Source organism: Aliiroseovarius sediminilitoris (assembly GCF_900109955.1).
In the GTDB taxonomy this organism is placed as follows: domain Bacteria; phylum Pseudomonadota; class Alphaproteobacteria; order Rhodobacterales; family Rhodobacteraceae; genus Aliiroseovarius; species Aliiroseovarius sediminilitoris.
In genome coordinates this window covers 1,298,569-1,320,972 of sequence record NZ_FOJB01000001.1, presented here as the reverse complement: position 1 = coordinate 1,320,972, position 22,404 = coordinate 1,298,569, and the positions used below count along the sequence as shown (strand labels likewise).

24 protein-coding genes are annotated in these 22,404 nt (G+C 60.8%); 4 read left to right on the top strand and 20 right to left on the bottom strand.

Going from position 1 to position 22,404, the window contains the following annotated elements:
- Positions 1–56: 56 nt before the first annotated feature.
- From pdeM to BMY55_RS06635, 3 genes are all read left to right on the top strand, one after another.
- Complete coding sequence (gene pdeM / locus BMY55_RS06645; RefSeq protein ID WP_091429321.1) at positions 57–719, top strand: ligase-associated DNA damage response endonuclease PdeM; 663 nt, start codon at positions 57–59, stop codon at positions 717–719.
- Between the two features lie 73 nt (positions 720–792).
- A complete protein-coding gene (locus BMY55_RS06640; protein WP_091429319.1) occupies positions 793–1,236 on the top strand; it encodes a PaaI family thioesterase in 444 nt (147 codons plus the stop codon).
- Positions 1,237–1,295: 59 nt separating this feature from the next.
- Positions 1,296–2,090: a crotonase/enoyl-CoA hydratase family protein gene (locus BMY55_RS06635; protein ID WP_091432127.1), complete on the top strand. Its 795-nt coding sequence runs from the start codon at positions 1,296–1,298 to the stop codon at positions 2,088–2,090.
- Between the two features lie 24 nt (positions 2,091–2,114).
- Here the strand turns inward: BMY55_RS06635 and BMY55_RS06630 are convergent, their stop codons facing one another.
- The 4 genes from BMY55_RS06630 to BMY55_RS06615 all read right to left on the bottom strand — a co-directional run bounded on the left by BMY55_RS06630 (position 2,115) and on the right by BMY55_RS06615 (position 6,889).
- Positions 2,115–3,125: a Hint domain-containing protein gene (locus BMY55_RS06630; RefSeq protein WP_245744666.1), complete on the bottom strand. Its 1,011-nt coding sequence runs from the start codon at positions 3,123–3,125 to the stop codon at positions 2,115–2,117.
- 285 nt (positions 3,126–3,410) lie between these two features.
- Positions 3,411–4,313 carry a bifunctional methylenetetrahydrofolate dehydrogenase/methenyltetrahydrofolate cyclohydrolase FolD gene (gene folD, locus BMY55_RS06625; protein WP_091429316.1) on the bottom strand — a complete coding sequence of 301 codons (903 nt, stop codon included), beginning with the start codon at positions 4,311–4,313 and terminating at the stop codon, positions 3,411–3,413.
- A gap of 101 nt (positions 4,314–4,414) precedes the next feature.
- Entirely contained in the window at positions 4,415–6,091 is a 1,677-nt protein-coding gene (locus BMY55_RS06620; RefSeq protein ID WP_091429315.1) for a formate--tetrahydrofolate ligase, read from the bottom strand.
- Positions 6,092–6,304: 213 nt separating this feature from the next.
- The gene (locus tag BMY55_RS06615) at positions 6,305–6,889 is read right to left on the bottom strand and encodes an MOSC domain-containing protein (RefSeq protein WP_091432125.1); all 585 of its coding nucleotides are present in this window, start codon (positions 6,887–6,889) and stop codon (positions 6,305–6,307) included.
- Between the two features lie 335 nt (positions 6,890–7,224).
- Between BMY55_RS06615 and BMY55_RS06610 the strand changes: the two genes are divergently transcribed.
- Complete coding sequence (locus tag BMY55_RS06610; RefSeq protein ID WP_407639015.1) at positions 7,225–8,394, top strand: type III PLP-dependent enzyme; 1,170 nt, start codon at positions 7,225–7,227, stop codon at positions 8,392–8,394.
- A gap of 76 nt (positions 8,395–8,470) precedes the next feature.
- On the opposite strand, the gene BMY55_RS06605 is transcribed toward BMY55_RS06610, so the two are convergent.
- The 16 genes from BMY55_RS06605 to ruvC form a co-directional block, all read right to left on the bottom strand.
- Positions 8,471–9,082 (bottom strand): LysE family translocator, encoded by a 612-nt coding sequence (locus BMY55_RS06605; protein WP_091432123.1) that lies wholly within the window; start codon positions 9,080–9,082, stop codon positions 8,471–8,473.
- 134 nt (positions 9,083–9,216) lie between these two features.
- Positions 9,217–11,133 carry an ATP-dependent zinc metalloprotease FtsH gene (ftsH, locus tag BMY55_RS06600; protein ID WP_091429311.1) on the bottom strand — a complete coding sequence of 639 codons (1,917 nt, stop codon included), beginning with the start codon at positions 11,131–11,133 and terminating at the stop codon, positions 9,217–9,219.
- An 88-nt stretch (positions 11,134–11,221) separates the two neighbouring features.
- A complete protein-coding gene (tilS, locus tag BMY55_RS06595) occupies positions 11,222–12,475 on the bottom strand; it encodes a tRNA lysidine(34) synthetase TilS (RefSeq protein WP_091429310.1) in 1,254 nt (417 codons plus the stop codon).
- Positions 12,472–13,305: a tol-pal system protein YbgF gene (gene ybgF / locus BMY55_RS06590; protein ID WP_091432121.1), complete on the bottom strand. Its 834-nt coding sequence runs from the start codon at positions 13,303–13,305 to the stop codon at positions 12,472–12,474. The genes tilS and ybgF overlap by 4 nt, the downstream gene beginning before the upstream one ends.
- Positions 13,306–13,331: 26 nt before the next feature.
- Positions 13,332–13,838, bottom strand: a complete 507-nt coding sequence (pal, locus tag BMY55_RS06585; RefSeq protein WP_091432118.1) for a peptidoglycan-associated lipoprotein Pal — start codon at positions 13,836–13,838, stop codon at positions 13,332–13,334.
- A gap of 148 nt (positions 13,839–13,986) precedes the next feature.
- The gene (gene tolB / locus BMY55_RS06580) at positions 13,987–15,351 is read right to left on the bottom strand and encodes a Tol-Pal system beta propeller repeat protein TolB (protein WP_091429309.1); all 1,365 of its coding nucleotides are present in this window, start codon (positions 15,349–15,351) and stop codon (positions 13,987–13,989) included.
- Positions 15,348–16,061 (bottom strand): copper homeostasis protein CutC, encoded by a 714-nt coding sequence (locus BMY55_RS06575; protein WP_245744665.1) that lies wholly within the window; start codon positions 16,059–16,061, stop codon positions 15,348–15,350. Before BMY55_RS06575 ends, tolB begins: the two co-directional genes overlap by 4 nt.
- On the bottom strand, positions 16,061–17,164 hold the full coding sequence (locus BMY55_RS06570) for a hypothetical protein (protein WP_091429306.1): 1,104 nt from the start codon (positions 17,162–17,164) through the stop codon (positions 16,061–16,063). Before BMY55_RS06570 ends, BMY55_RS06575 begins: the two co-directional genes overlap by 1 nt.
- Before the next feature lie 9 nt (positions 17,165–17,173).
- A complete protein-coding gene (locus tag BMY55_RS06565; RefSeq protein ID WP_091429304.1) occupies positions 17,174–17,656 on the bottom strand; it encodes an ExbD/TolR family protein in 483 nt (160 codons plus the stop codon).
- A gap of 1 nt (position 17,657) precedes the next feature.
- Complete coding sequence (gene tolQ / locus BMY55_RS06560; RefSeq protein ID WP_091429303.1) at positions 17,658–18,353, bottom strand: protein TolQ; 696 nt, start codon at positions 18,351–18,353, stop codon at positions 17,658–17,660.
- Between the two features lie 110 nt (positions 18,354–18,463).
- Entirely contained in the window at positions 18,464–18,850 is a 387-nt protein-coding gene (gene ybgC / locus BMY55_RS06555; protein ID WP_091429301.1) for a tol-pal system-associated acyl-CoA thioesterase, read from the bottom strand.
- Positions 18,851–18,877: 27 nt separating this feature from the next.
- Positions 18,878–19,414 (bottom strand): RNA 2',3'-cyclic phosphodiesterase, encoded by a 537-nt coding sequence (gene thpR, locus BMY55_RS06550; protein ID WP_091429300.1) that lies wholly within the window; start codon positions 19,412–19,414, stop codon positions 18,878–18,880.
- Entirely contained in the window at positions 19,415–20,077 is a 663-nt protein-coding gene (locus tag BMY55_RS06545; RefSeq protein ID WP_091429298.1) for a hypothetical protein, read from the bottom strand.
- A gap of 55 nt (positions 20,078–20,132) precedes the next feature.
- Positions 20,133–21,200 (bottom strand): Holliday junction branch migration DNA helicase RuvB, encoded by a 1,068-nt coding sequence (gene ruvB, locus BMY55_RS06540; protein WP_407639014.1) that lies wholly within the window; start codon positions 21,198–21,200, stop codon positions 20,133–20,135.
- Positions 21,201–21,217: 17 nt separating this feature from the next.
- Positions 21,218–21,895, bottom strand: coding sequence for a Holliday junction branch migration protein RuvA (gene ruvA / locus BMY55_RS06535; protein ID WP_091429297.1), 678 nt, complete (start codon positions 21,893–21,895; stop codon positions 21,218–21,220).
- Complete coding sequence (gene ruvC / locus BMY55_RS06530; protein ID WP_091429296.1) at positions 21,892–22,398, bottom strand: crossover junction endodeoxyribonuclease RuvC; 507 nt, start codon at positions 22,396–22,398, stop codon at positions 21,892–21,894. Before ruvC ends, ruvA begins: the two co-directional genes overlap by 4 nt.
- Between the last annotated feature and the right edge of the window lie 6 nt (positions 22,399–22,404).

Here is a 22,404-nt window from a genome sequence, read left to right as displayed (position 1 = left end):
CCCCGAAACCGCAGTAAAATCTTGCAATAGCGCCGAAAATCGACTTGGAAGATTATATGAAGGGGTACGAGTTTATTTTCACGGGGGTGAAGCTGACCTTGTTGTCATCGGGTGCGCTTTGGTGGCCCGAGGTAAAAATCCTGTGTGTCTCGGACCTTCATTTGGGCAAATCCGAACGGATGGCGCGCAGCGGTGGTGCAATCCTGCCGCCCTATGAAACCCGTGACACTCTGCACAAATTGGAAACCGACATCGAAGCGACGGGTGCGCGCACCATTGTCTGTCTGGGCGACAGTTTTGATGATCTTGAGGCGTCGGCAAACCTGCCCGAGGATGAAGCCTTGTGGCTGACCCGCCTGATGGCTGGCCGCCGCTGGGTCTGGATCGAGGGCAACCACGACCCCGGCCCGATCGAGTTTGCCGGCACCCATCTGGCAGAGCTTTTGCAACCCCCGCTGCACTTCCGCCATATCGCGCGGGTCGGCGCGTCAGGCGAGATCACCGGGCATTTCCACCCCAAAGCGCAGCTTCATTTCAAAGGTCGCACAGTCAGTCGGCGCTGCATGCTCTTCGATGGGGATCGGGTGATCATGCCGTCCTATGGCACTTATACTGGCGGGCTGCGCACGGACAATTCGGTTTTGTCGCGTTTGATGCGACGCGAAGCGATCGCTGTCCTGCTGGGCGAGCCACCACAACCCATCCCGATGCCGCGCTGACCCCGCTTGTGACGTGGCGTTTTCATTGCGTGGTCGGCAAATGTGCTACCCTTTCCCAACGAGAGGACGCCACATGACAGAGCTTTCCCCAGACACCATTGCCAAAGCCCGGCAAAGCTTTGCAGCGCAGAGTCTGATGACGTTGATCGGGGCGGAAATGACCGATTTGGCGCACGGGTCGTGCCAGATCAGCGCGCCAATCCCGGACAATATGCGCCAACACCACGGGTATGGTCATGCCGCGCTGACCTTCGGGCTGGGCGACACCGCTGCGGGCTATGCCGCGTTGTCTGTCATGCCCGAGGGACACGAAGTCCTGACCTCCGAGATCAAGATCAACTTGCTGGCCCCTGCTTCGGGCGATCGGCTGATCGCCGAGGGGCGCGTGCTGCGAACGGGCCGCCGGCTGATACCTGTCGAAGCCGATGTCTGGGCCGAACAGGACGGCCAGCGCACGCTGATCGCCCGGCTTTTGGGCACCATGGTGCCGGTTCCGATCCGACCTGCCGCAACGTGACGGTTGGCCTTCACGTGGCAAAACTGCACATTCTTTCCAACCCGAAACAGGAGAGCCAAATGTCAGACCGCGTTCGCATCACGGAAGAAAACCAAGTCGCCACGGTCACGTTGACACGGGCCGACAAGCGCAATGCGTTGGACCTTGCGATGATCCGCGCCATCGTGGAGGCTGGCGAAATCCTTGCCGCGCGCAAGGATATCCGCGCCGTGGTGCTGGCAGGCGACGGGCCTGCCTTTTCGGCCGGGCTTGATCTGGCTGCAATGCCCGAAATCGCGCAGTTCGCGATGCAGGGCGACGTGTTCCTTGAGCGCACGCATGGCAATTCAAACCTGTTTCAAGCCGCCTCCATGGTCTGGGCCGAGATGCCACAACCGGTGATCGCCGCTGTGCATGGCTATGCCTTTGGCGGCGCGTTCCAGATCATGCTGGGCGCCGACCTGCGCATCGCCGCGCCCGATACGCGCTTTTCCATCATGGAAGGCCGCTGGGGCATCATTCCCGACATGGGCGGTATGGTTCTGATGCGGCGGCTGGCACGGGGCGATGTGATCCGCAAGCTGACCTATTCCGCCGAGCAATTCGAGGCTCAACAGGCGCTGGACTGGGGGTTTGTGACGGAACTGTCAGATACACCACTGAAGCGGGCGCAAGCGCTTGCCGCCGAGATTGCGCAGAAATCCCCCGACGCCATCCGGGCCGCCAAGGCCCTGATCCGGGATACGGAGCTGACGGGGGTCAAGGACACGTTGATCGCGGAAAGCCGCGTGCAGGAGGGGCTGATGGGCAAACCCAATCAGATGGAAGCTGTGGTGGCCGGAATGCAAAAACGCGCACCTAAATTCACTGATTAGGTCAAACCACAGGCCACGGAGCGGTTACTGCATCGCCAGAAGCGGCTTTTGATTGCTGACATGACGGCGCACGAGCGTTTTCATATGCTTGCCCTTGGGCGGACAGAACCGCGCCATTCTGGGCACATAATCCGCCGCTGCCAGTTCGGGAAACAAGGTCATAATCTCGTCATAGGCTGCATCGCCCACGCTTTTCAGGGCCTCCTTGCCGGTAAACAGGCTTTCTGTCGGTGCCCCTTCCGACAACACGATCTCGTGGCTGTCGAAAAGCATATGCATATATGTGACCGGCGCATCCACCGTGTCGATAAAGATGCCGGGGATTTCGATCAGCTTATGGGCCGGGATCAATGCCTCTTCCCCGCCAAACATCCGTTTCGCAATGGGTGAACGGACCAGCACACGGTGCTGTGGTGACACGCAGAGATCGCGCAAGGGCAAGTTGGCCCCCAATGCACCTGCGGTGATGCGGATCGGTGTCAGCTTGGGTTTCTTCAAAAGCTCCCGAAGGCTGAGTTCACGCTTGCCGATCCAGCGAATTTTCTGCGGCCCATTGTCCAGCGTCAACACCTCGTCGCCGACACCAAGTGTCTCGATCTGGCGGGGACCATGCGGTGTGTCGATCATCGTGCCAACGACAAAACAGGGCACCACAGAACTGGCAGGGATCGACGGGCCGTTATCCGTGACCGCGACGACCCGCAGGTTTGTGTTCAACGGCGGAATATCACCATTCAGAAAAGCGATGAAGTAGCCCTGTTCAGCACCGGGCCACTGGAACGAGCCGTTGCCGTTCGCATCCCAATCCATGACCCCGACTTCATAGATGTTTGACCCGTCTGTCACCTGGATCGTGTAATCCCAGATGAAGACTTCTCCGTTATACGTCTGGCTTGGATCGTTGGGGGATTCATTGATGACGTTATCGCCTGAAATGATCGTGCCATCAGCCCCATCCGAGATGGAGATTTTGCTGTAGGAACTGATCCGGAACCGTGACCCGATCGTGGCATAGGTCGCCGTATCGTTGGACATCGTCGTGTCGGAGCGAAATGCCCCGTATATGGAAATAGACATGCTCTACCTGCGGCGCTCTTTTGACGCCCTGTTTTCGTGACGCGTTGGCCACGATGAACTGCTCAATTGCCCGCGACTTTTGGCGTCGCGTTAGCGCTGAAAAGGTTAACAGAATATTTGCTAGTGCGAATCGATTTTATTGGGCTGCGAAAATAGAGTGCCAAGTCTGCAACACACGGGTCTGCGCATGTAGAAAGGGGCAGATCAGAACCCGCCCCCAAGATGCTGTGAATAACCTCCGCCTCAGGCGGTCAAACCCTCAGGCTCAACCAGTCCATTGGCCCGACAACAGGCTGTCAACGTGTTGGCCAGAAGGCAGGCAATCGTCATCGGGCCAACCCCGCCCGGCACCGGCGTTATGGCACCGGCTACTTTGGCGGCGCTGTCAAAATGTACATCGCCCACCAGCCGGGTCTTACCCTCTCCCTTTTCGGGCGCGTCGATGCGGTTGATGCCCACGTCGATCACGGTGGCACCGGGTTTGATCCAATCGCCCGGAACCATCTCGGCACGCCCGACGGCGGCCACCACGATATCGGCGCGACGCACCACGTCCGGCAAATCTTTGGTGCGGCTATGCGCGATGGTCACGGTGCAGCTGTCGCCCAGCAGCAGTTGGGCCATGGGCTTGCCGACGATGTTCGAGCGACCGATCACCACCGCGTCCAACCCGGACAGCGACCCCAGGTGGCCGCGCAGCATCATCAGACAGCCCAGCGGCGTGCAAGGCACCATGGATTTCTGACCCGTCCCCAACAGCCCGACATTTGAAATATGGAACCCGTCCACATCTTTGGCTGGATCTATCGAATTGATCACAAGGTCTTCGTTCAGGTGGCCAGGTAGTGGCAATTGCACAAGGATACCATGCACTTCCGGGTCATTGTTCAGCTTGTCGATCAGGGCCAGCAATGTTGCCTCGGACGTGTCTGCATCCAGCTTGTGCTCGTAGCTGTTCATGCCGACTTCGATGGTCTGCTTGCCTTTCGAGCGGACATAGACCTGGCTGGCGGGGTCTTCACCCACCAAAACGACAGCCAGACCGGGCGTGATGCCATTTTCGTCTTTGATACGCGTCACATGGGCAGCGACCTTTTCGCGCACGGTTGCAGCAAAAGCCTTGCCGTCAATGATCTGAGCTGACATCGCCCTCTCCTTTTGTGGTGTAATTTGGTCTTTGGCAGACCGGTATCAGAACAGGTCGGGGCGCAGCAACAGGCAAGCCCCGCGCCGCGCCGCTTCCTTGATCAGAACAGCCCCTCGATTTCGCCGTCAGCGTTCAACCCGATGGTCAGCGCGGCGGGTTGGCGCGGCAGGCCGGGCATGGTCATGATCTCGCCGCACACGACGACGATGAAGCCGGCGCCCGCAGACAGACGCACCTCGCGCACCGGCACCGAATGGCCAGTGGGCGCGCCGCGCAGGTTGGGATCGGTCGAGAAGCTGTATTGCGTTTTCGCCATGCAGACCGGCAGGTTGCCATACCCGGCCTCTTCCCAATCGCGTAATTGCTGACGAATTTTCTTGTCAGCCAGAACTTCATCGGCGCGATAGATCCGTTTGGCGATCGTTTCGATCTTTTCGAACAAGGGCATTTCGTCTGGATAGATCGGCGCAAAGCTGGCCACATCCGCATCGGCCACTTCGGCCACGCGGCGGGCCAGCGCCTCGGACCCTTCCGAACCAAGTTCCCAATGGCGTGAGACGATGGCTTCCGAACCGTGTTCGCCGACATAATCCTTCACCGCCTGCACTTCTGCATCCGTATCTGTGACAAAGTGGTTGATCGCGACGACAACCGGCACGCCGAAAGATTTCAGGTTCTCGATGTGACGGCCAAGGTTGGGGCACCCTGCCTCGACCGCTGAGACGTTTTCTTCGCCCAGATCGGCCTTGGCCACGCCGCCGTTCATCTTCATCGCGCGCACGGTGGCAACCAGAACCACAACGCTGGGGGCGATGCCTGCTTTACGACACTTGATGTTCATGAACTTCTCGGCACCCAGATCGGCGCCGAAACCGGCTTCGGTCACGACATAATCCACCAGTTTCATCGCGGTTTTCGTCGCGATGACCGAGTTACAGCCATGCGCGATGTTGGCGAAAGGGCCACCATGCACGAAGGCGGGGTTGTTCTCCAGCGTCTGCACCAGATTGGGTTGCATCGCGTCCTTGAGCAGCACAGTCATCGCGCCATCGGCACCAATATCGCGGCAATAGATCGGCGTGCGTTCGCGCGTATAAGCCACGATGATATCGCCCAGACGTCTTTGCAGATCTTCAAGATTGTTCGACAGACACAGGATTGCCATCACTTCCGAAGCGACGGTGATGTCGTATCCGGTCTGACGTGGAAAACCGTTCGAGACGCCGCCCAGCGAACACACGATATCGCGCAGCGCGCGGTCGTTCATGTCGACCACACGGCGCCAGGCCACGCGGCGTTCATCAATCTGAAGCTCATTGCCCCAATAGATGTGGTTGTCGATCATCGCCGACAGCAGCGAATGGGCCGAGGTGATGGCGTGGAAGTCGCCGGTGAAGTGCAGGTTCATATCCTCCATCGGCACGATCTGCGCGTAACCGCCACCCGCAGCCCCGCCCTTCATGCCGAAGTTCGGCCCAAGCGACGCTTCGCGAATGCAGACCATCGCTTTCTTGCCGATGCGGTTCAGACCATCGCCCAGACCCACGGTGGTGGTTGTCTTACCCTCACCGGCCGGTGTTGGGTTGATCGCGGTCACAAGGATCAGCTTGCCATCATCGTTGGACTGAACTGAATTGATGAAATTCTGACTGACCTTCGCCTTGTCATGGCCAAAGGGCAGCAAGTGTTCGGTCGGAATGCCCAATTTGTCGCCGATTTCCTGAATCGGGCGTTTCTTGGCTTCGCGGGCAATTTCGATGTCGGATTTATAGCTCATGGCAGATCCTTCAGATTCGTGCGCTGTTGTTCAGGTCAGATCGCAGCCCTGTTGATCCTGCGACCATTTTTCTTCCCGATACTTATCTGCCCCGATATCATCTCATAGGGTGGAATCCGACATGTTTGCCGTGGAATTCGTCGAAATCCAGTTCGTCGTTTTCAATCGGGCAGCCAGATCTCGACAGCGACACTCTTTCTTCAACGGCACGGCTTAACGGTCAGGTTGCCATGTGCGTTGGAATGGGACGTGAAGACGCAATGCATCGCCTGTGCGAAGATCGCCTTCGCGCTCGACCCAGGCCGTGACGCCGCGACGATCCGCTGCTGCCGCCTTGAAGGCGTGCCCTTTTCCCGGCAGATGGCGCTCGATCTCCTGACCCGGGAAATTGCAGGGCCTGTTTTCCATATCGATGGTCAGCGAGGTGCCGTTTTCCGCGACAAGACGGGAAGACGGCGGGGTATGGGTGAAGTCCGGCAGACCGGAAATGATCATGGACGCGCCCAGCCATTCGGGGTTTATCTCGTCGATCTCCATCGCTTGTGCAATCAACGCGAGCTCCTCTGCGCAGAGGATCGACAATTGGCGGACATTCCGAATTTCGGTGTTCACCGGATATTGCGCGCGCATCCTGGCGCATGACTTGCGCGTCAGGCCAGACCGCGCCTCGCCCGTTACACCCGCATAGGTGAGCTGGACCGCATCGCAGGCGACCGATGCCAATGTCTGGTCCCGGTCGATGGTCTTTCCCAGCCATGTAATCTGACCGTGGTAGTCTGTTGGGATAAGCGCGGGCATGAAAGCCTCCTTCCAATCAACAGCAGAGTGACGCAGAGCGGCCGCTAGCTCAAGGCGACAGGTCCAAAGATACGGCTCGAACCACGGATTGTCTGGCAGAACCTGTGTCGCCCGGACACGCTGTTGCGCCGGGTGGCAAAAAAAATCTCGTGCCGCGATTTTTTGGTCTTGCATCGAATCTTTTTTCAGGACATTTGCGCGACATAGACGCCAACGCACGCGCCTCTGGCCGGAAGCATCTACGCCCACGTGTTTACGTAGCGACGGTAACGTCTCCCTTGGAACTGAGCGGTCTTCGACGATTTTCGTTATGGCCGGGTCTTTTGGAGATGACCATGATGCATTTCGTTGGCGCTGGTGCGCCTTCCCCTGTTGCTGTCCCGTCCCGACTGGACGCTTTTGTCGCCAGCCAGCAATTTGACCGTCCCACATTGGTCATGGACCTCGACCGGGTCGAACAACAATACAACGCGCTGCAATCCGGTCTGGGCCACGCCCGTATCCATTATGCCGTGAAAGCAAACCCGGCGCGCGAAATCATTGCCCGTCTTGTCGAACTTGGCAGCCATTTCGACGCCGCCTCGAAAGGTGAGATTTCGCTATGCCTTGAAGAAGGTGCGCGGCCGCAGGATATTTCCTTCGGAAACACAGTCAAACGGGCATCGGATGTCGCGTGGGCACACCAGCAAGGCATCACCCTGTTCGCCGCAGACGCGCAGGAGGAGCTTGAGAAGATCGCTGAGAACGCACCGGGCGCGTCGGTCTATATTCGTCTGATCGTCGAAGCTTCCCAGGCCGACTGGCCGCTGACGCGCAAATTTGGCTGTGACCGCGACACCGCCATGGCGCTTCTGGGCTATGCCAAAGAACTTGGGCTAAACCCCGTCGGATTCTCGTTCCATGTCGGATCACAGACCCGCCGCGCCAAGATGTGGGTGCCGATGCTGAACGTGATGGCCGAGATCTGGCGTGCAGCCCACGCAGCGGGCCATGCCGTGTCCGTTCTGAACATCGGCGGTGGCTTCCCAGCCTTCTATGGCGAAGCGATTGACGCGCCCGAAATCTATGCCCGTCAGGTTATCGACCTTGTGACCGAGCGCTTTGGCGACAAGGTGCAGGTGATGGCCGAGCCGGGGCGCGGTATGGTGGCCGAGGCTGGCGTGATCGTGGCCGAAGTCATGCTGGTCAGCCGCAAATCCGACCGTGACATGCACCGTTGGGTGTATCTCGACATCGGGCGGTTCTCGGGCCTTGCCGAAACCGAAGGCGAGGCGATCCGCTATCAGTTCGAAACCCCGCGCGATGGCGAGCCGATGGGGCCATGCGTCATGGCCGGGCCAAGCTGCGACAGCGCAGACGTGCTCTATGAAAAGCGCCCGGTTCATCTGCCGATGACCCTGAAAGCGGGGGATCGAGTGTTGATCCGCAACACCGGTGCCTATACCTCGACCTATTCCAGCGTGTGCTTCAACGGGTTCCCGCCGCTGGATGTGGTCGTGATCTGACCTGAAAATCGCTATGGAATGTTTCTGATTTTCTGGAACACCTGTCGCCCCGAACTCCAAGTCGGGGCGGCAATTGCTAGACCGCCGCGCGGCCTGCCACAAACAGCCAGACCGCGACAAGACCCAGTATCACGGCGAATGCCCCGTTCAGCAGGCGCGCATGATCGCGGTGTCTGAACCGGGCCAAGAGACCATCACCGACAATTGTCCAGAACAGGAACGCCAAAAGGTTGTTCAGCGTGAATATGGTCGTGATCCACAACACGGCGGCAAGATGTGGGATCGGAAACGCGGTCAGGAACTGGCTGAACATCAGGGCGATGATCACATAGGCTTTCGGGTTCAGAACCAGCAGCAAGGCACCGTCCAGAACGCCGATAACCCCCAAGTCTCGGCCCGCCCCGGAAAGACCGGCGCGAAGGAAGGTCCACGCCAGCCACGCCACATAGGCAGCCCCCGCCCACCTGAGCACCTCAAACAAGGCCGGCGCCGTGGCGACCAAAGTCGAGAACCCCAGCCCAAGGCCGAAAGTCACGATCCATGTCGCAACGTGATAGCCGAGGTTGGCGGGCAAGGTGGCACGCAGACCGAACCGCGCGCCCATGGCCGCGAAAACCATGTTGCCGGGCCCAGGGCTGTAGGCCAGCGGTGCCAGAAACAGAAGCAATGCCAGAGTTGTCGGAAGCATGATCGCGCCCTCCTTTCCCTGAAGGTGAGCATGTGTCGTGATCATATCGACCCGTTTCCTGCGCAAACTCAAAACCACGAAAAAGCCCCCGAAGGAGTGATCCGTTCGGGGGCTTGGCCTGTAATGATCCGCGTTCAGGTGGTGGGTTCAGGCTCCAAGTCGCCCTCGCCTGCTGGTTTCGCCCGCGGTTTGGTTTTAGGTATCGCCGTGACCGACGGCGCGCTGCCTTCGTCGGGCGTGTCGTCATCCTCGCTTTTCGTGGGCGGCTCGCCCCGCATCACGCGTTTGATTTCCTCGCCGGTCAGGGTTTCATACTCCAGAAGACCTTGCGCCAGATTTTCCCATTCATCCTTTTTCTCTGTCAGGATTTTATGGGCGGTCTCATAGCCTTGTTGGATGAAGCGCTTTACCTCTTCCTCGATCAGCTCTTTGGTATGTGCCGAAACCGAGAAGCCCGCCGTGTTGCCAGAGTAGCCTTCGGCCGCTTCGGCATAGTCGATATTGCCGACCTTCTCGGACATGCCCCAGCGCATCACCATCGCGCGCGCCAGACCCGATGCCTGCTGGATATCACCTGCTGGCCCGTTCGAGACATTCTCTTCACCATATTTGATGATCTCGGCGGCCTTGCCTGCCATAGTCATGGCCAGCTTTTCTTCGCATTCCGACTTATGCCAGTTCAACCGGTCAATTTCGGGCAGCGACACAACCATACCCAACGCACCACCGCGCGGGATAATCGTGGCTTTATAGACCGGATCACATTGCGGAAGCGACATCCCAACCACGGCGTGACCGGCCTCGTGATAAGCGGTTTTTTCCTTCTGGTCGTCGGTCAGAACCATGGAGCGACGCTCCGCCCCCATCATCACCTTGTCTTTCGCGTTCTCGAAATCTTCCATAGTGACAAATCGGCGGCCCACACGGGCGGCCATCAAGGCAGCTTCGTTCACCAGGTTCGCCAGATCAGCGCCCGACATGCCCGGTGTGCCACGCGCGATGATGCGCATGTCGGCGTCGGGACCCAAAGGCACCTTGCGGGCGTGAACGCCCAGAATTTTCTCGCGACCTTTGATGTCGGGATTGGGCACAGTGACCTGACGGTCAAAACGGCCCGGACGCAGAAGCGCAGGGTCCAGCACATCGCGACGGTTGGTCGCGGCAAGGATGATCACACCCTCGTTGGCCTCGAATCCGTCCATCTCGACCAGAAGCTGGTTCAACGTCTGTTCGCGCTCGTCATTTCCGCCGCCATAGCCTGCGCCACGCGACCGACCCACGGCGTCAATCTCGTCAATAAAGACAATGCAGGGCGCGTTTTTCTTGGCCTGCTCGAACATGTCACGCACACGGCTTGCGCCGACGCCCACGAACATCTCTACAAAATCGGAACCTGAGATGGTGAAGAATGGCACCCCTGCCTCGCCGGCAATTGCGCGGGCCAGCAGCGTTTTACCGGTTCCCGGAGGGCCAACAAGCAGCGCCCCTTTAGGAATCTGGCCGCCAAGGCGGCTGAATTTCTGCGGGTTGCGCAGGAACTCCACGATCTCTTCCAGCTCTTCTTTGGCTTCATCAATGCCGGCCACGTCGTCAAAGGTCACACGACCTTCACGTTCGGTCAGCATCTTGGCCTTGGATTTGCCAAACCCCATGGCTCCACCGCCCCCGCGACCTTGCATCCGGTTCATCATGAAGAACCAGAACCCGATCAGCAGGATCACCGGCAGAAGCAATGTCATAAGGCTCATGAAGCCCGATTGCTGTTGCGGTTCAGCCTTCAGTTCGACCCCATTGTCCAGCAGCAAGTTCGACACTTCGGCGTCGCGCGGCACGATGGTCTGATACATCTTCCCATCTGCGGATTGATAGATAACTTTTTCACCGTCGATGGTCGCGGTCTTGACCTCGTCCCCTTCGACAGAGGTCACAAATTCCGAATAGCTGACCTGCGATGCTGCCAGCCCTGCCTGCCCGTTCGAAAACAGGTTGAACAAAGCCAGGATCAGCAGGAACAAAACGATCCAGAAGGCGAAATTTCTCGCGTTGCCCAAGGGTATCTCCTTTGAATGCCATGGCGACAGAGCGCAGAACCACCGGTCCGCACGCTGCCACTCTAAAATAGGGATGAATGCAGTATGTTCAATGCGATAAAATGGTTGATAGGAAATCTTCTACGACTGGCGCGCGGATTAACAGATAAATATCGCCAAAACCGGCCAACGGGGCGGCGATCAGCCTGTCATCCTGCCATAACGCGGGCGTTGTCATCAGAGTGTTTCGGGCCAGACCCGACGACCGCCAATCCTTGCAGAAATGAATGCCGTCGCCCAAGGCCCTGACCTGCAATCCCGCCACATCGGAGTGACGTGGCGCGTCCATGATCCAGCGGTGATCCCACAGCGCACCGGGCCGGGATGCGACGCTCTCGACCGCGCGCAACTCGCGCCCGATCACAAACCTGTCGGGCCCGCGCGACACAAGACAGCCCTGCAAGGTGCGGGTCTGCCCCGCCATCACTTCGGCCTCCAGACTCCGCAAAGCGTCATAACGCGGGCGATACGGGGTCGATGAGACATAGTTAATCGCATGAGCCAGCAGACGGTGGCGGGTTTCATCGGGCAATTCAGAGAACCCCGGCAGAGCAAATTTCACATCCCCGCCCTTCACTTCTGCCAGCCTGCGGGCGGCATCATGGGCCAGCCAGGACAGGGCATCCCGCGCCAGCGACATGCGATGCGCGGTGTCTGTCAGCCGCCCGCGTGTCAACCCGATCTGCGGCAGGTCCTGCAACGCTCGGCGCATTTTAACACGGTCATAGCTTGGGTCGTCATTGGACGGGTCGTCCACCCAGCCCTGCCCGCGCATGGTCAGAACCTCTTGCAACGCCGCCCGCGCGACCGGCAACAGGGGTCTCATCCAGCGCACGCCCCGGTCGCGCCAATCGTCACGCATGGCGGAAAGCCCGTCGACACCCGACCCGCGCGCCAATCGCATCAGAAAGGTTTCTGCCTGATCATCGGCAGTATGCCCCAACAGCACCGCATCAAGCCGTTCGGTCCGCGCCCAGTCGGCCAACAGGTCATATCGCGCCCGGCGGGCCGCATCCTGCACATTGCCCTCGGGCGTCGCGTTCCATGCCAATATCCGGTGCGGCAGGTTCATCTCCGCACAACTGCCCTGCACGAACCGCGCCTCCTGCGCCGCGTCCGCGCGCAGACCGTGATCGACCGTCGCCGCGTAAAGCCCGGCACCATGTTTCGCGCACCAGTCCCGCGCCAGCAAAAGCAGCGCCATGCTGTCCCCACCGCCTGATACGGCCACACCCAAACGCAAAACGGGCCCGCCTGCGCGGACCCGGTCGAGGGCATCAGCGATGCATCCTTCAGGCGTCATTGGCACCCAAGGCTTGCACGTGCGGCCGCTGCATCCTCTACCGCCGGTGTGCCGGGGAAGCGTTTGCCGACTTCGGCCAGCGTTGCACAGGCTTCCGAGGTTTGGCCCAGCGCACCCAGCGCATTGCCCAGACGGAACAGCGCGTCAGGCGCGCGATCGCTGTTGGGCGCACCGGAAAAAGCGTTCAGATAAGACCGCGCGGCCGATTTGATGTCGCCTTTGCCAGTCAGCGCCTCGCCACGCTGGAAATGCGCCTCGGCGGTCAAGGGACCACCGGGGTAAGTTTCGATGAAGGTTTCATAAAGTGCGGCGGCTTGATCGAAGTCGCCAGCCTCCAGCGCCGCTCCTGCCGCTTCGAAATCCTGCTTTTCACCCACCGCCATCTCCGTCGTCAACGGCTGGGCTGGTGCAGGGGCCGTGGCCGGGGCGGCCGGAACTTCGCCGCCGCCCAAGGTCGAGGTTTCGCCAAGCTTCGAGACATCGCCACCTTCCAACTCGACCAGACGGAACTCCAGATCGCCAATGCGATTGGTGCCGTCCTTGACAATCGAGTCGATGCGGAACTGAAGCTGTTCGGTCTGCCCGGTCAGCCGCGACAATTCGCTTTCGATGGTCGCGACGCGTTCGGTCAGACTGCCAGAGCCCGTCGCAATGCTGCCCGCGCCCGTGGTGGACAGCTCGGTCTTAAGCTTTTGAACTTCGACATAAAGCATCGACAGCTCTTGCCGGATATCGGCAAGTGACTGCGCCCGGTCCTGTGCCAAGGCTGGGGACACCAGCGCGATGGATACGGACAGGGCAATGGCGGACAGCCGGGGGAAAGGCGACATCTGACCCTCCTTCAAACGATCTAGGTTCAGCTTGTGGCGGCGCCGGCGGCCAGAACGGTCACCGCGCGACGGTTCTTGGCATAGCAAAGCTCGTCCGAGCAGATTTCAAGCGGGCGTTCCTTGCCATAGCTGACGGTCTGAAGTCGGTTCGGGGCTACGCCGCGTTCGATCAGGAAGTTCTGCACGGCAGACGCGCGACGCGCACCCAGTGCAAGGTTGTATTCCCGTGTGCCCTGCTCATCCGCATGACCTTCGATCACGGCGGTATAGGCGGTGTTTTCCATCAGCCACGCCGCCTGTTTGGTCAAAAGGTCAATGCCTTCCGGATTGATCGAGGACTGGTCCACCGCGAACAGCACACGGTCCCCGATGGTCTGCTGGAAATATGCCGGCGACCGGGGGTCAGACGGGCTACCCGCGACAAAATCGCCAGACGCGCCGTTTGCGCCATACTGATCACCAAGGCGGTTCTTAGAGCAGGCCGAAAGCGTCAGCGCGCCCACAACCAGCGTAGCAATTGCAATACGTTTCATGATCGTTCCTGTGTCCATTTTCTCGCGTGCCCCTGTCGTGGGCAGGCAAATTGTTGCTCGTTGGCGCAATCCTAGCAGCAAAAATCCCGTTTGGAAACGGATCGGCGCATGCCTGCTGGTCCGCGCCGATCGCTGCGCAATAATGCGCTTATTTCAAAAGCGGCGACCATGCCGGGTCGGACGCCGCCCCTTCCGTCACCACGCGCCGCAGGTTGCGGCCAGAGATATCAACAGAATACAGCGACGGTGCTCCCGACGCGCCCTGGCTTTCGCGGGTGAACATGATCACGCGCCCGTTCGGTGCCCAAGTGGGGCCTTCATCCAGGAAGGAGGCGGTCAACAGACGTTCTTCGGATCCGTCGGTGCGCATGACGCCGATATGGAACCGGCCCGCGTTTTGCTTGGTGAAGGCGATCAGATCGCCACGCGGCGACCAGACCGGTGTGCCATAGCGCCCCTGCCCGAAGCTGATCCGTGTCGCCTCGCCGCCACCGGCGGGCATGACATAAAGTTGCGGCGTGCCGGACCGGTCGCTTTCAAAGACGATCTGGCTGCCATCGGGCGAATAGCTTGGCGCGGTTTCGATCGACGGGGTCGAGGTCAGCCGACGTGGATTACCGCCATTGATGTCCATCGCATAGATGTCCGTGTTGCCCCCCGTTGACAGTGAATAGACAATCGTGCCGCCATCGGGCGAGAAGCGCGGCGCAAAGGTCATCGTGCCTTGCTGCTGCGACAGTGCCTGACGTCCAACGGTGGCCACATCAAGAATATACACTTGCGGGAAGCCCGTTTCGTAGCTGGTGTAAAGCACCCTGTCGCCGGTGGGCGAGAAACGCGGTGCCAGAACCAGGGCCGAGCTGTCGGTCAGATACTGAACATTTGCCCCGTCGTAATCCATGACCGCCAACCGCTTGCGCTTGGCGTTCTTCGGGCCGGTTTCCGCAACGAATACAACGCGGCTGTCGAAATAGCCGCTTTCACCGGTGATACGGCTGTAAACGATGTCAGCGACCTTATGGGCCACCCGGCGCCAGGAACTGATCGCGCCCGAGAACTGAAGCCCTTCGCCCAGCGGTTGGCCGGAAAACACGTCATAGACCCGGAATTTCACATTCAGGCTGTCACCCGAGGCCGAAACGGCCCCGGTGATCAACGCCTGTGCGTTGATCGCCTTCCAGTCCGCATAAGCGACCGGGCTGGCAAAACTCGTGATGCCTGACACGAACGCGTCTGCGGGAATTTCACGAAACAGCCCGGTGCCGGACAGATCCGCCGCTACCACCCGCGCGATGGATCGTGCATATTCGCCTGCCGCACCATTCTCGGCCTGAAAATCAGGCACGGCGAAGGGCAAGGGTTCGATCACACCATCGGTGATTTCGATCCGCAACGGCCCTTGCGCCTCTGCTGGCCGTGTCAGCCCCAGAACACCTATGACTGCCGCGATCAGAACAGCCACAACCGCCCCGACCGATCGTTCGAGGATCAGTTTCTTGAGTTTCACGCTCATCCGACCAATTCCCTCTTCATTTGTTTCACCCGGTTCATACACGTTATCTTGCGGCCACCGGCAGGGGAGAAATTTGAAAAACTCTCCTCTCCCGTCACCGCCACAGCGCAGGAGGCATGAACCTCATGAACACCTGTCTGCGCCACGAAATCAGAAATATTGTCTTCTGTCAGCCCACTGCCGGCCATGACGGAGACGCGCCCGGCGGCGCGCCGGACCATAGCACAAATCCCAGCTGCACCCTCCACCGCCGTTGCGGCCCCACCCGAGGTCAGAACGCGCTCGAACCCCAGAGCGACGGCCTGATCCACTGCGACCATCGGATCCGGCACCACGTCAATCACCCGATGCAGCGTCGCGCCCAACCCTTCGGCAGCGGCCAGCAGGCGGCCAAGCACGGCAGTATCCAATGTGCCATCTGGCTTTTGCGCCCCAAGGACAACGCCTGCCAAATCGGCCTCTTTCACCGCGGCGATGTCATCCAGCATCACCTGCACATCCGCCTCCGAATAGGTGAACAGACCACAGCGGGGGCGGATCATCGCATAGCACGGCACGTCCAGTTGCGATGCTGCGATCATCAATCCAGCCGTGGGGGTCAGTCCGCCTTCGGACAGCGCCGCGCACAGCTCGATCCGATCCGCACCACCAATTTGAGCGGCGATTGCCCCGTCGATCGTATCGACACATATTTCGAGCGTCCGAGGCATCATTTGATCCTCATATTCTCGGGGTTGAAGGTCATTTCGATATCCTGCCACTGGCCATATTTCTCGGCAGGCAGGTCGAACCCGTTCGCACCACAGCGGATGATCGCGCGCCGTGCGGCCTGGAAGGCGGTGTTCGCGGCGGCCTCGGAAGGACCGTCCCAGGACGCCATACGGATGCCTTCCGGCCTGCCATCGCGGCTCATCGACACCATGACGACCACTGTCGTGGACATCGCGTCCGTCGAGCTTGACCCAAGGTTCCAGCAGCGACTGACCGCCACGCGCAACCCGTCCTTTTCACCGCGAGTCAGCGGCGGACCCTCGGGCACGTCCTGCGCGGGTGTATCGGTTTCCCCACCGGCCACCTGATCGGCCACCGCAGCCGCCACAGCGGCGGCATTGTTGGCGGGCGTCGGCGCTTCGGTGGGCGTCTCGACAGGTGTTGCCGGTTCGGCGGTTTCCACGGGCGCGGGGCGGCTTGGGCGTGTTTTCGGACGCGACGAGGTTGCCGGGGCCAGCGATGGATCTTCCACCGGCTCCTCGGCCTCTGTCACAATCTCGGTCGAGGCTTCCGGCGGCGCGGTCGGTGTTACCTCTTCGGGCAGGGGTTCCGGTGTCGGCTCGGGTGAGGGTTCGGGGGCTTCAACAACCTCGGGTGCTTCCTCGACCGGCGTTTCCGGTTCAGGCGCAGGCGTCGGGGCCACGCGCGGCGCGGGTGCGGGCGGCGCCGTTTCAGGCTCAGGGGCCGTTTCCGGTTCGGGTTCGGGAGTTGGTTCCGGCTCTGGCGCAGGTTCCGGCTCTGGTGCTGGTGCAGGCTCTGGTGCTGGTGCTGGTGCAGGCTCGGGGGCCGGTTCTGGCTCGGGGGCCGGTTCTGGCGCAGGCTCAGGCTCAGGCGTCGGACGCGGTGCGGGCGGGGTGTCCCCCTCGGTCGCGGTCTCGCCACGCGGCGCACTTAACGCCGCGAATTCGTCCTCCGAGAGGATCGAGACATCGGACACCTGCACAAGCTGATCATCGCGCGAGAAGTTAAAAACTCCGCCAAAAAGCACCCACAGGATCAGGATCCCGTGAACAGATGCCGAGATGTAAAGACCTCTGCGCATATGCCTGCCCTAGTTGTCCGTGCCGGTCAGACTTGGCCCGCCACCTTCGGTCACAAACCCGATCGAGGTAAACCCGGCCGCATTCAGCGCACCCATCACCTTGGCAATCGCATCCCATTCCACCTGCCCATCAGCACGCAAGAACACCTTGTTATCTGTGCGTTCCGCAGCTACCGCGCGCAGCTTGGTGATCAGTTCACCCTGCGCGATCTCTGTGGTTTGCAGGAAGATCTGGCCGTCTTCGGTGATGGTGATCGCCAGCGGTTCTTCCTCGGGCGCGTCCAGCGATTTGGCGGCCGTCTTGGACAGTTCCACCGGTACGCCCACAACCATCAAAGGCGCGGCAACCATGAAGATGATCAGCAACACCAGCATCACGTCCACGAAGGGCGTGATGTTGATCTCGGCCATCACGCGGCGATGTTTGCCGCGACGGCGACCGCGCCGGGCGCGTCGATCCGCGCCCCCACCTTGTTGCACACCCGCGCCCATATCAGCTGTCCAGCTGGCGGCTGAGGATGGTGGCGAACTCGTCTGCGAAGGCTTCATAGCTTGCCAGGATATTGTCGCTGTCCACGCTCAGCTTGTTGTAAAATACCGCCGCCGGGATGGCGGCCAGAAGGCCCAGACCGGTCGCCAGAAGCGCCTCGGCGATGCCGGGGGCGACGACGGCCAGGTTGGTATTCTGCTGCTGCGCAATTTCGACAAAGGCGTTCATGATGCCCCAGACGGTGCCGAACAGTCCCACAAACGGTGCGGTCGAAGCTACAGTCGCCAGGAAGCTCAGCCCCTTGTTCAGCTCTTCGCCTTCCTTGGCGATGGCCACGTCCATCGATCGGTCGATGCGGGATTGCGCGTTGGCGATCAACCCGCCATCGGCCCTGTGGCTGCGCCGCCATTCCAGCATTCCTGAGGAAAAGACCTTTTCCGCCGATCCACTGGGCGTTGGTCCGATCTGGTCAAACAACTCGTCCAGCGGTTCGCCCGACCAGAACTTGCGGTCGAACGACGCGGCATCAGCGCGCGCGCGGCGAAACGCCATGTGTTTCGTGATGATGATCGCCCACGACCAGATAGAAGCCGCAATCAAAATCAGCATCACCAGCTTGACCGTGAATGTCGCGCGAAGAAAAAGGGCGAGGAAGGAGAAATCGATCTCCGCCGCCGCCTGAAGCGTTTCCGTTTCCATATGTCTGCCTCTGTACCGCCACCTCTTTGGGCAGCTTATCTGCACGTTTCATAGCGGATTGCCACGGGGAATGCCATCAAAACCGCGTCATCGGCATGAAAGCCGTGGGGTCAGTGAACCAGACGGCGGATATTTGCCGGAAGCCGGGCAGGTTGGCCGGTGTCCGACACGCAGACGATGGTGACAAGGGCTTCAAACAAACGCTGTTCGCCGCGTTTGACCACCTGCTCCATCACAAGTCGCGCGCCTGTGACCTGCTGAACAGATGTTTCAACCTGCAACTCTTCGTCAAAACGCGCCGAGGACAGATAGTCCGCTTCGACCCGGCGCACCGCAAACACCAGACCGTCTTCGCGCATCGCGTTCTGGTCGATCCCGATATCACGCACCCAATCGGACCGCGCGCGTTCGATATAGCGCAGATAATTGGCGTAGTAGACGATCCCCGCCATGTCGGTATCTTCATAATAAACGCGGATGGGAAAACGGTGCATCAGGGCCTCTTGGTTCTGCTCGCTCCGACCCTAGCCGCGAAGGGGATAGTCTGCCAACCGCTGATATCGCGCGCCGTCCGGGCGCAGATCGGAGCGGTAAAGCGACAGGGTGTCGAGCGTCACGGTCGGGTATCGAATCGCGCCATGGGCTTCCAGCGCGCGGCCAAGGGCCGGCGCGTCGTTCGCCGTGGGCGTGTGTGGAAGGCGGGCCAGCGTCACGTGGCCGCGAAACCGTCTATGGGGCAGCGTGATCCCGGCGCGACGAATGACTTGTTTGACCTGATTGTGCAGCGCATCCACCCCATCGGCCTTGAGCGCAAGAACGGATGGCACCACTCCGCCCATGGTGATCAGACCGGCCAGATCAACGGTCGCAGGCGGAGCGCGCCAAACCTCCAACTCCGTGTTCAGGTCTTCAAGCGCCTGGACGGGCTGCTCACCCAGAAACGCCAGGGTCAGGTGGATGTTTTCTTCGGGCATCGCACGTCCGACCCTCAGCCGCCCGGCAAATCCGGCAAGCTGCGCGGCCAGGTCATCCGGCAGGGGAAGAGCCAGAAAGCTGCGCATTTAATGCTGTGTCTGATCTTGTGCCGCTTGCACCTGCATCCGCGCAAACAGGCGCAGCGCATGGGCGGGATCATTGGCGGCTGCGGGCAGCACCGGATCATAGGACGCCCCAATCAACCCAGCGATCTCCGGGCGCAGGATGGTCTGACCATCAGGCAACAGGGCAAGGGGGCTGTTCGTCGAAAACGCACCATCACCCCACACCAGAACAGCCTGAACCGCTTGGGTCAGGGCAATGGTATCGGCAGGTTGTTCGGCCATCGCGCCTTGCATGCAGACAAACGTAAAACAAGCCTGGATGGCATTGTCATCGTCAAACCGGAACGCGCGGTATTGGGTGGCGCTTTCCGCCTTCAGCCGGGCCACAAGCGACACCAGTCCGGGGATCATCTCGTCGAGTTTCGGCACGTCCAAAAGCTCGTCCCAATCGCGAAAAAAGAACACCATCAGGTTAGCGCCCAGTTCCGGGTCGGTTTCGGCCATCTTGTGACCGGCCAGCATGACCACCGCTTCGACCGCACCTTTGACGACCTCAAGCGTGGCGTCTTCGACACCGAACACCACTGGCACAATCGGGCGACCCCAGCGGGCGAAGGTGAAGTCGCCATTGGCGCGGGTAAAATGTGCGGTCACGTCTTCCGGGGTCATAAGGGGGGCGGTCATCTGCGTCTCCTGATCTGAGCCGTGATGTCCCGCAAAAGGACGCGCGTTTCAAGGGTCAACCGTCGAAAAGCTGTCCTTGTCCCTCGCCACGTTGCTGCGGTGCCGGGGCAGTCAGGCCAAGGTGGCGCCACGCGATCTGGCCCAGCATCCGCCCGCGCGGGGTGCGCTGGATCAGCCCTTGTTGCAGCAGGAACGGCTCGATCACCTCTTCCAGCGCATCGCGGCTTTCGGAAAGCGCGGCGGACAGGGTTTCGATACCCACCGGGCCGCCGCCATAATGTTCGGCCATCAAGCCAAGATAGCGCCGGTCCGCGCCGTCCAGACCCAGATGATCAACGCCCAATCGCGTCAGCGCATTGTCGGCGAGGTCGCGCGTGATGCGCCCGTCGCCCTCAACCACCGCAAAATCAACCACGCGGCGCAAGAGCCGCCCCGCGATCCGAGGGGTGCCGCGGGCGCGTTTCGCGATTTCACGCGCGCCATCTGTGTCCGCAGGGGCGCCCAGCTTGATCGCGTTTTTTGTGACAATCTCGTGCAGTTCATCGACGGAGTAAAATTGCAGCCGCACAGGAATACCGAACCGGTCGCGCAGCGGCGTGGTCAAAAGGCCCAAGCGGGTGGTGGCCCCCACCAGCGTGAAGGGCTGCAATTCAATCCGCACGGTGCGCGCGGCGGGGCCTTCGCCGATCACCAGATCCAGTTCGAAATCTTCCAGCGCGGGATACAGCACTTCCTCGACCACCGGATTGAGCCTGTGAATTTCGTCAATGAACAACACGTCATTGGCTTCCAGATTGGTCAGGATCGCGGCCAGATCACCGGCCTTGGCCAACACCGGGCCGGATGTCATGCGAAAGTTCACGCCCAACTCGCGCGCCATGATCTGCGCGAGCGTCGTCTTACCCAGACCGGGCGGGCCGTGAAAAAGCACGTGGTCCATCGCCTCGCCACGCTTGCGCGCGCTTTCGATGAAAATGCGCAGGTTGGCCCGCGCCTCGGCTTGTCCGATGAAGTCGCCCAGCGTTTGCGGGCGCAGGGCGCGGTTGGTATCTTCCGCGTCTTCCGGGCGCGGCGCGGGGCGCAGCGTCGGGTCCGGCGTGTTCACAGGGTCAGAGGCGGTCATGCGTTCTTTCTAGCCCCCTACCCTTTGGGCGCAAGAAGTTTCAGCGCGGCGCGGATCAGGCCGGACGTGTCGAGCGTCGTATCCTCGCCCAAGGCCTGTGCCACGGCGGACGCCGCCTCGCCGGGCGCGTAGCCAAGGTTGGTCAGGGCCGACAGAGCTTCGGATTGTGCGGCGGCGTTGCCTGTGGACACGGGCGCGGTGACAGGCGCAGAGGGTGTGGACGGTTCGATCACCGCGTCATCCTGCACAAAGGAGCCAGTGGCAACCGATGCCTGCCCCGACAGCGCCATGACAGACGCCGCCTTGTCTTTCAGCTCCAACACCACGCGCTGCGCGGTTTTGGGGCCGATGCCTTTGGCCGCCTTGACCGCGTTCCAGTCACCCAGCGCAATGGCGCGGCTGACCCCGTCCGGCCCCAATGTGCCAAGGATCGCCATCGACGCCTTCGCCCCGATGCCCTGCACGCTCATGAGCAGCCGGTGCCATTCCTTCTCGACCAGCGTTGTGAAGCCGAATAGTTGCAGATTGTCTTCGCGCACCAGCAGCTCGGTGTAAAGTGCAACAGCTTCGCCCGGACCGGGCAGGCTGGCCATGGTGCGGTCCGAGACATAGACCAGATAGCCCACGCCGCGCACGTCGATCAGCACGTGATCTTCGGCGCGATAATCGATGCGTCCCGCAATCTTTCCGATCATGCTGACGCCTTTCTGAGCGCGGCTTCCAATCGCCCGGCGCTTCCGGCGTGAAAGGCATGGCAGATCGCAATCGCCAACGCGTCGGCGGCATCCGCGCCTTTGATCTGCACACCCGGCAACTGCATCTTCACCATGTGTTCGACCTGCACCTTGTCAGCGTGTCCGACCCCCACCACGGCTTTCTTGACCGCGTTGGGCGCATATTCCCCGATGGGTAGCCCCGCCCTGGCCGGCACAAGCAGTGCAATCCCGCGCGCCTGCCCCAGCTTCAATGTGGCAACCGCGTCCTTGTTCACGAAAGTCTGTTCCACTGCGGCAGTGTCGGGGGCATAAAGCGCAAGCACCTCGGACAATTGATCATAAAGCGACAACAACCGCGAGGCCAGTTCGCCCGTGCGCGAATGGCAAATCCCGTTGGCCACGTGCGACATCCGCGTGCCATCGGTGTCGATCACGCCCCAGCCAAGGTTCCGAAGCCCCGGATCAATGCCAATTACGCGCATGTCCTA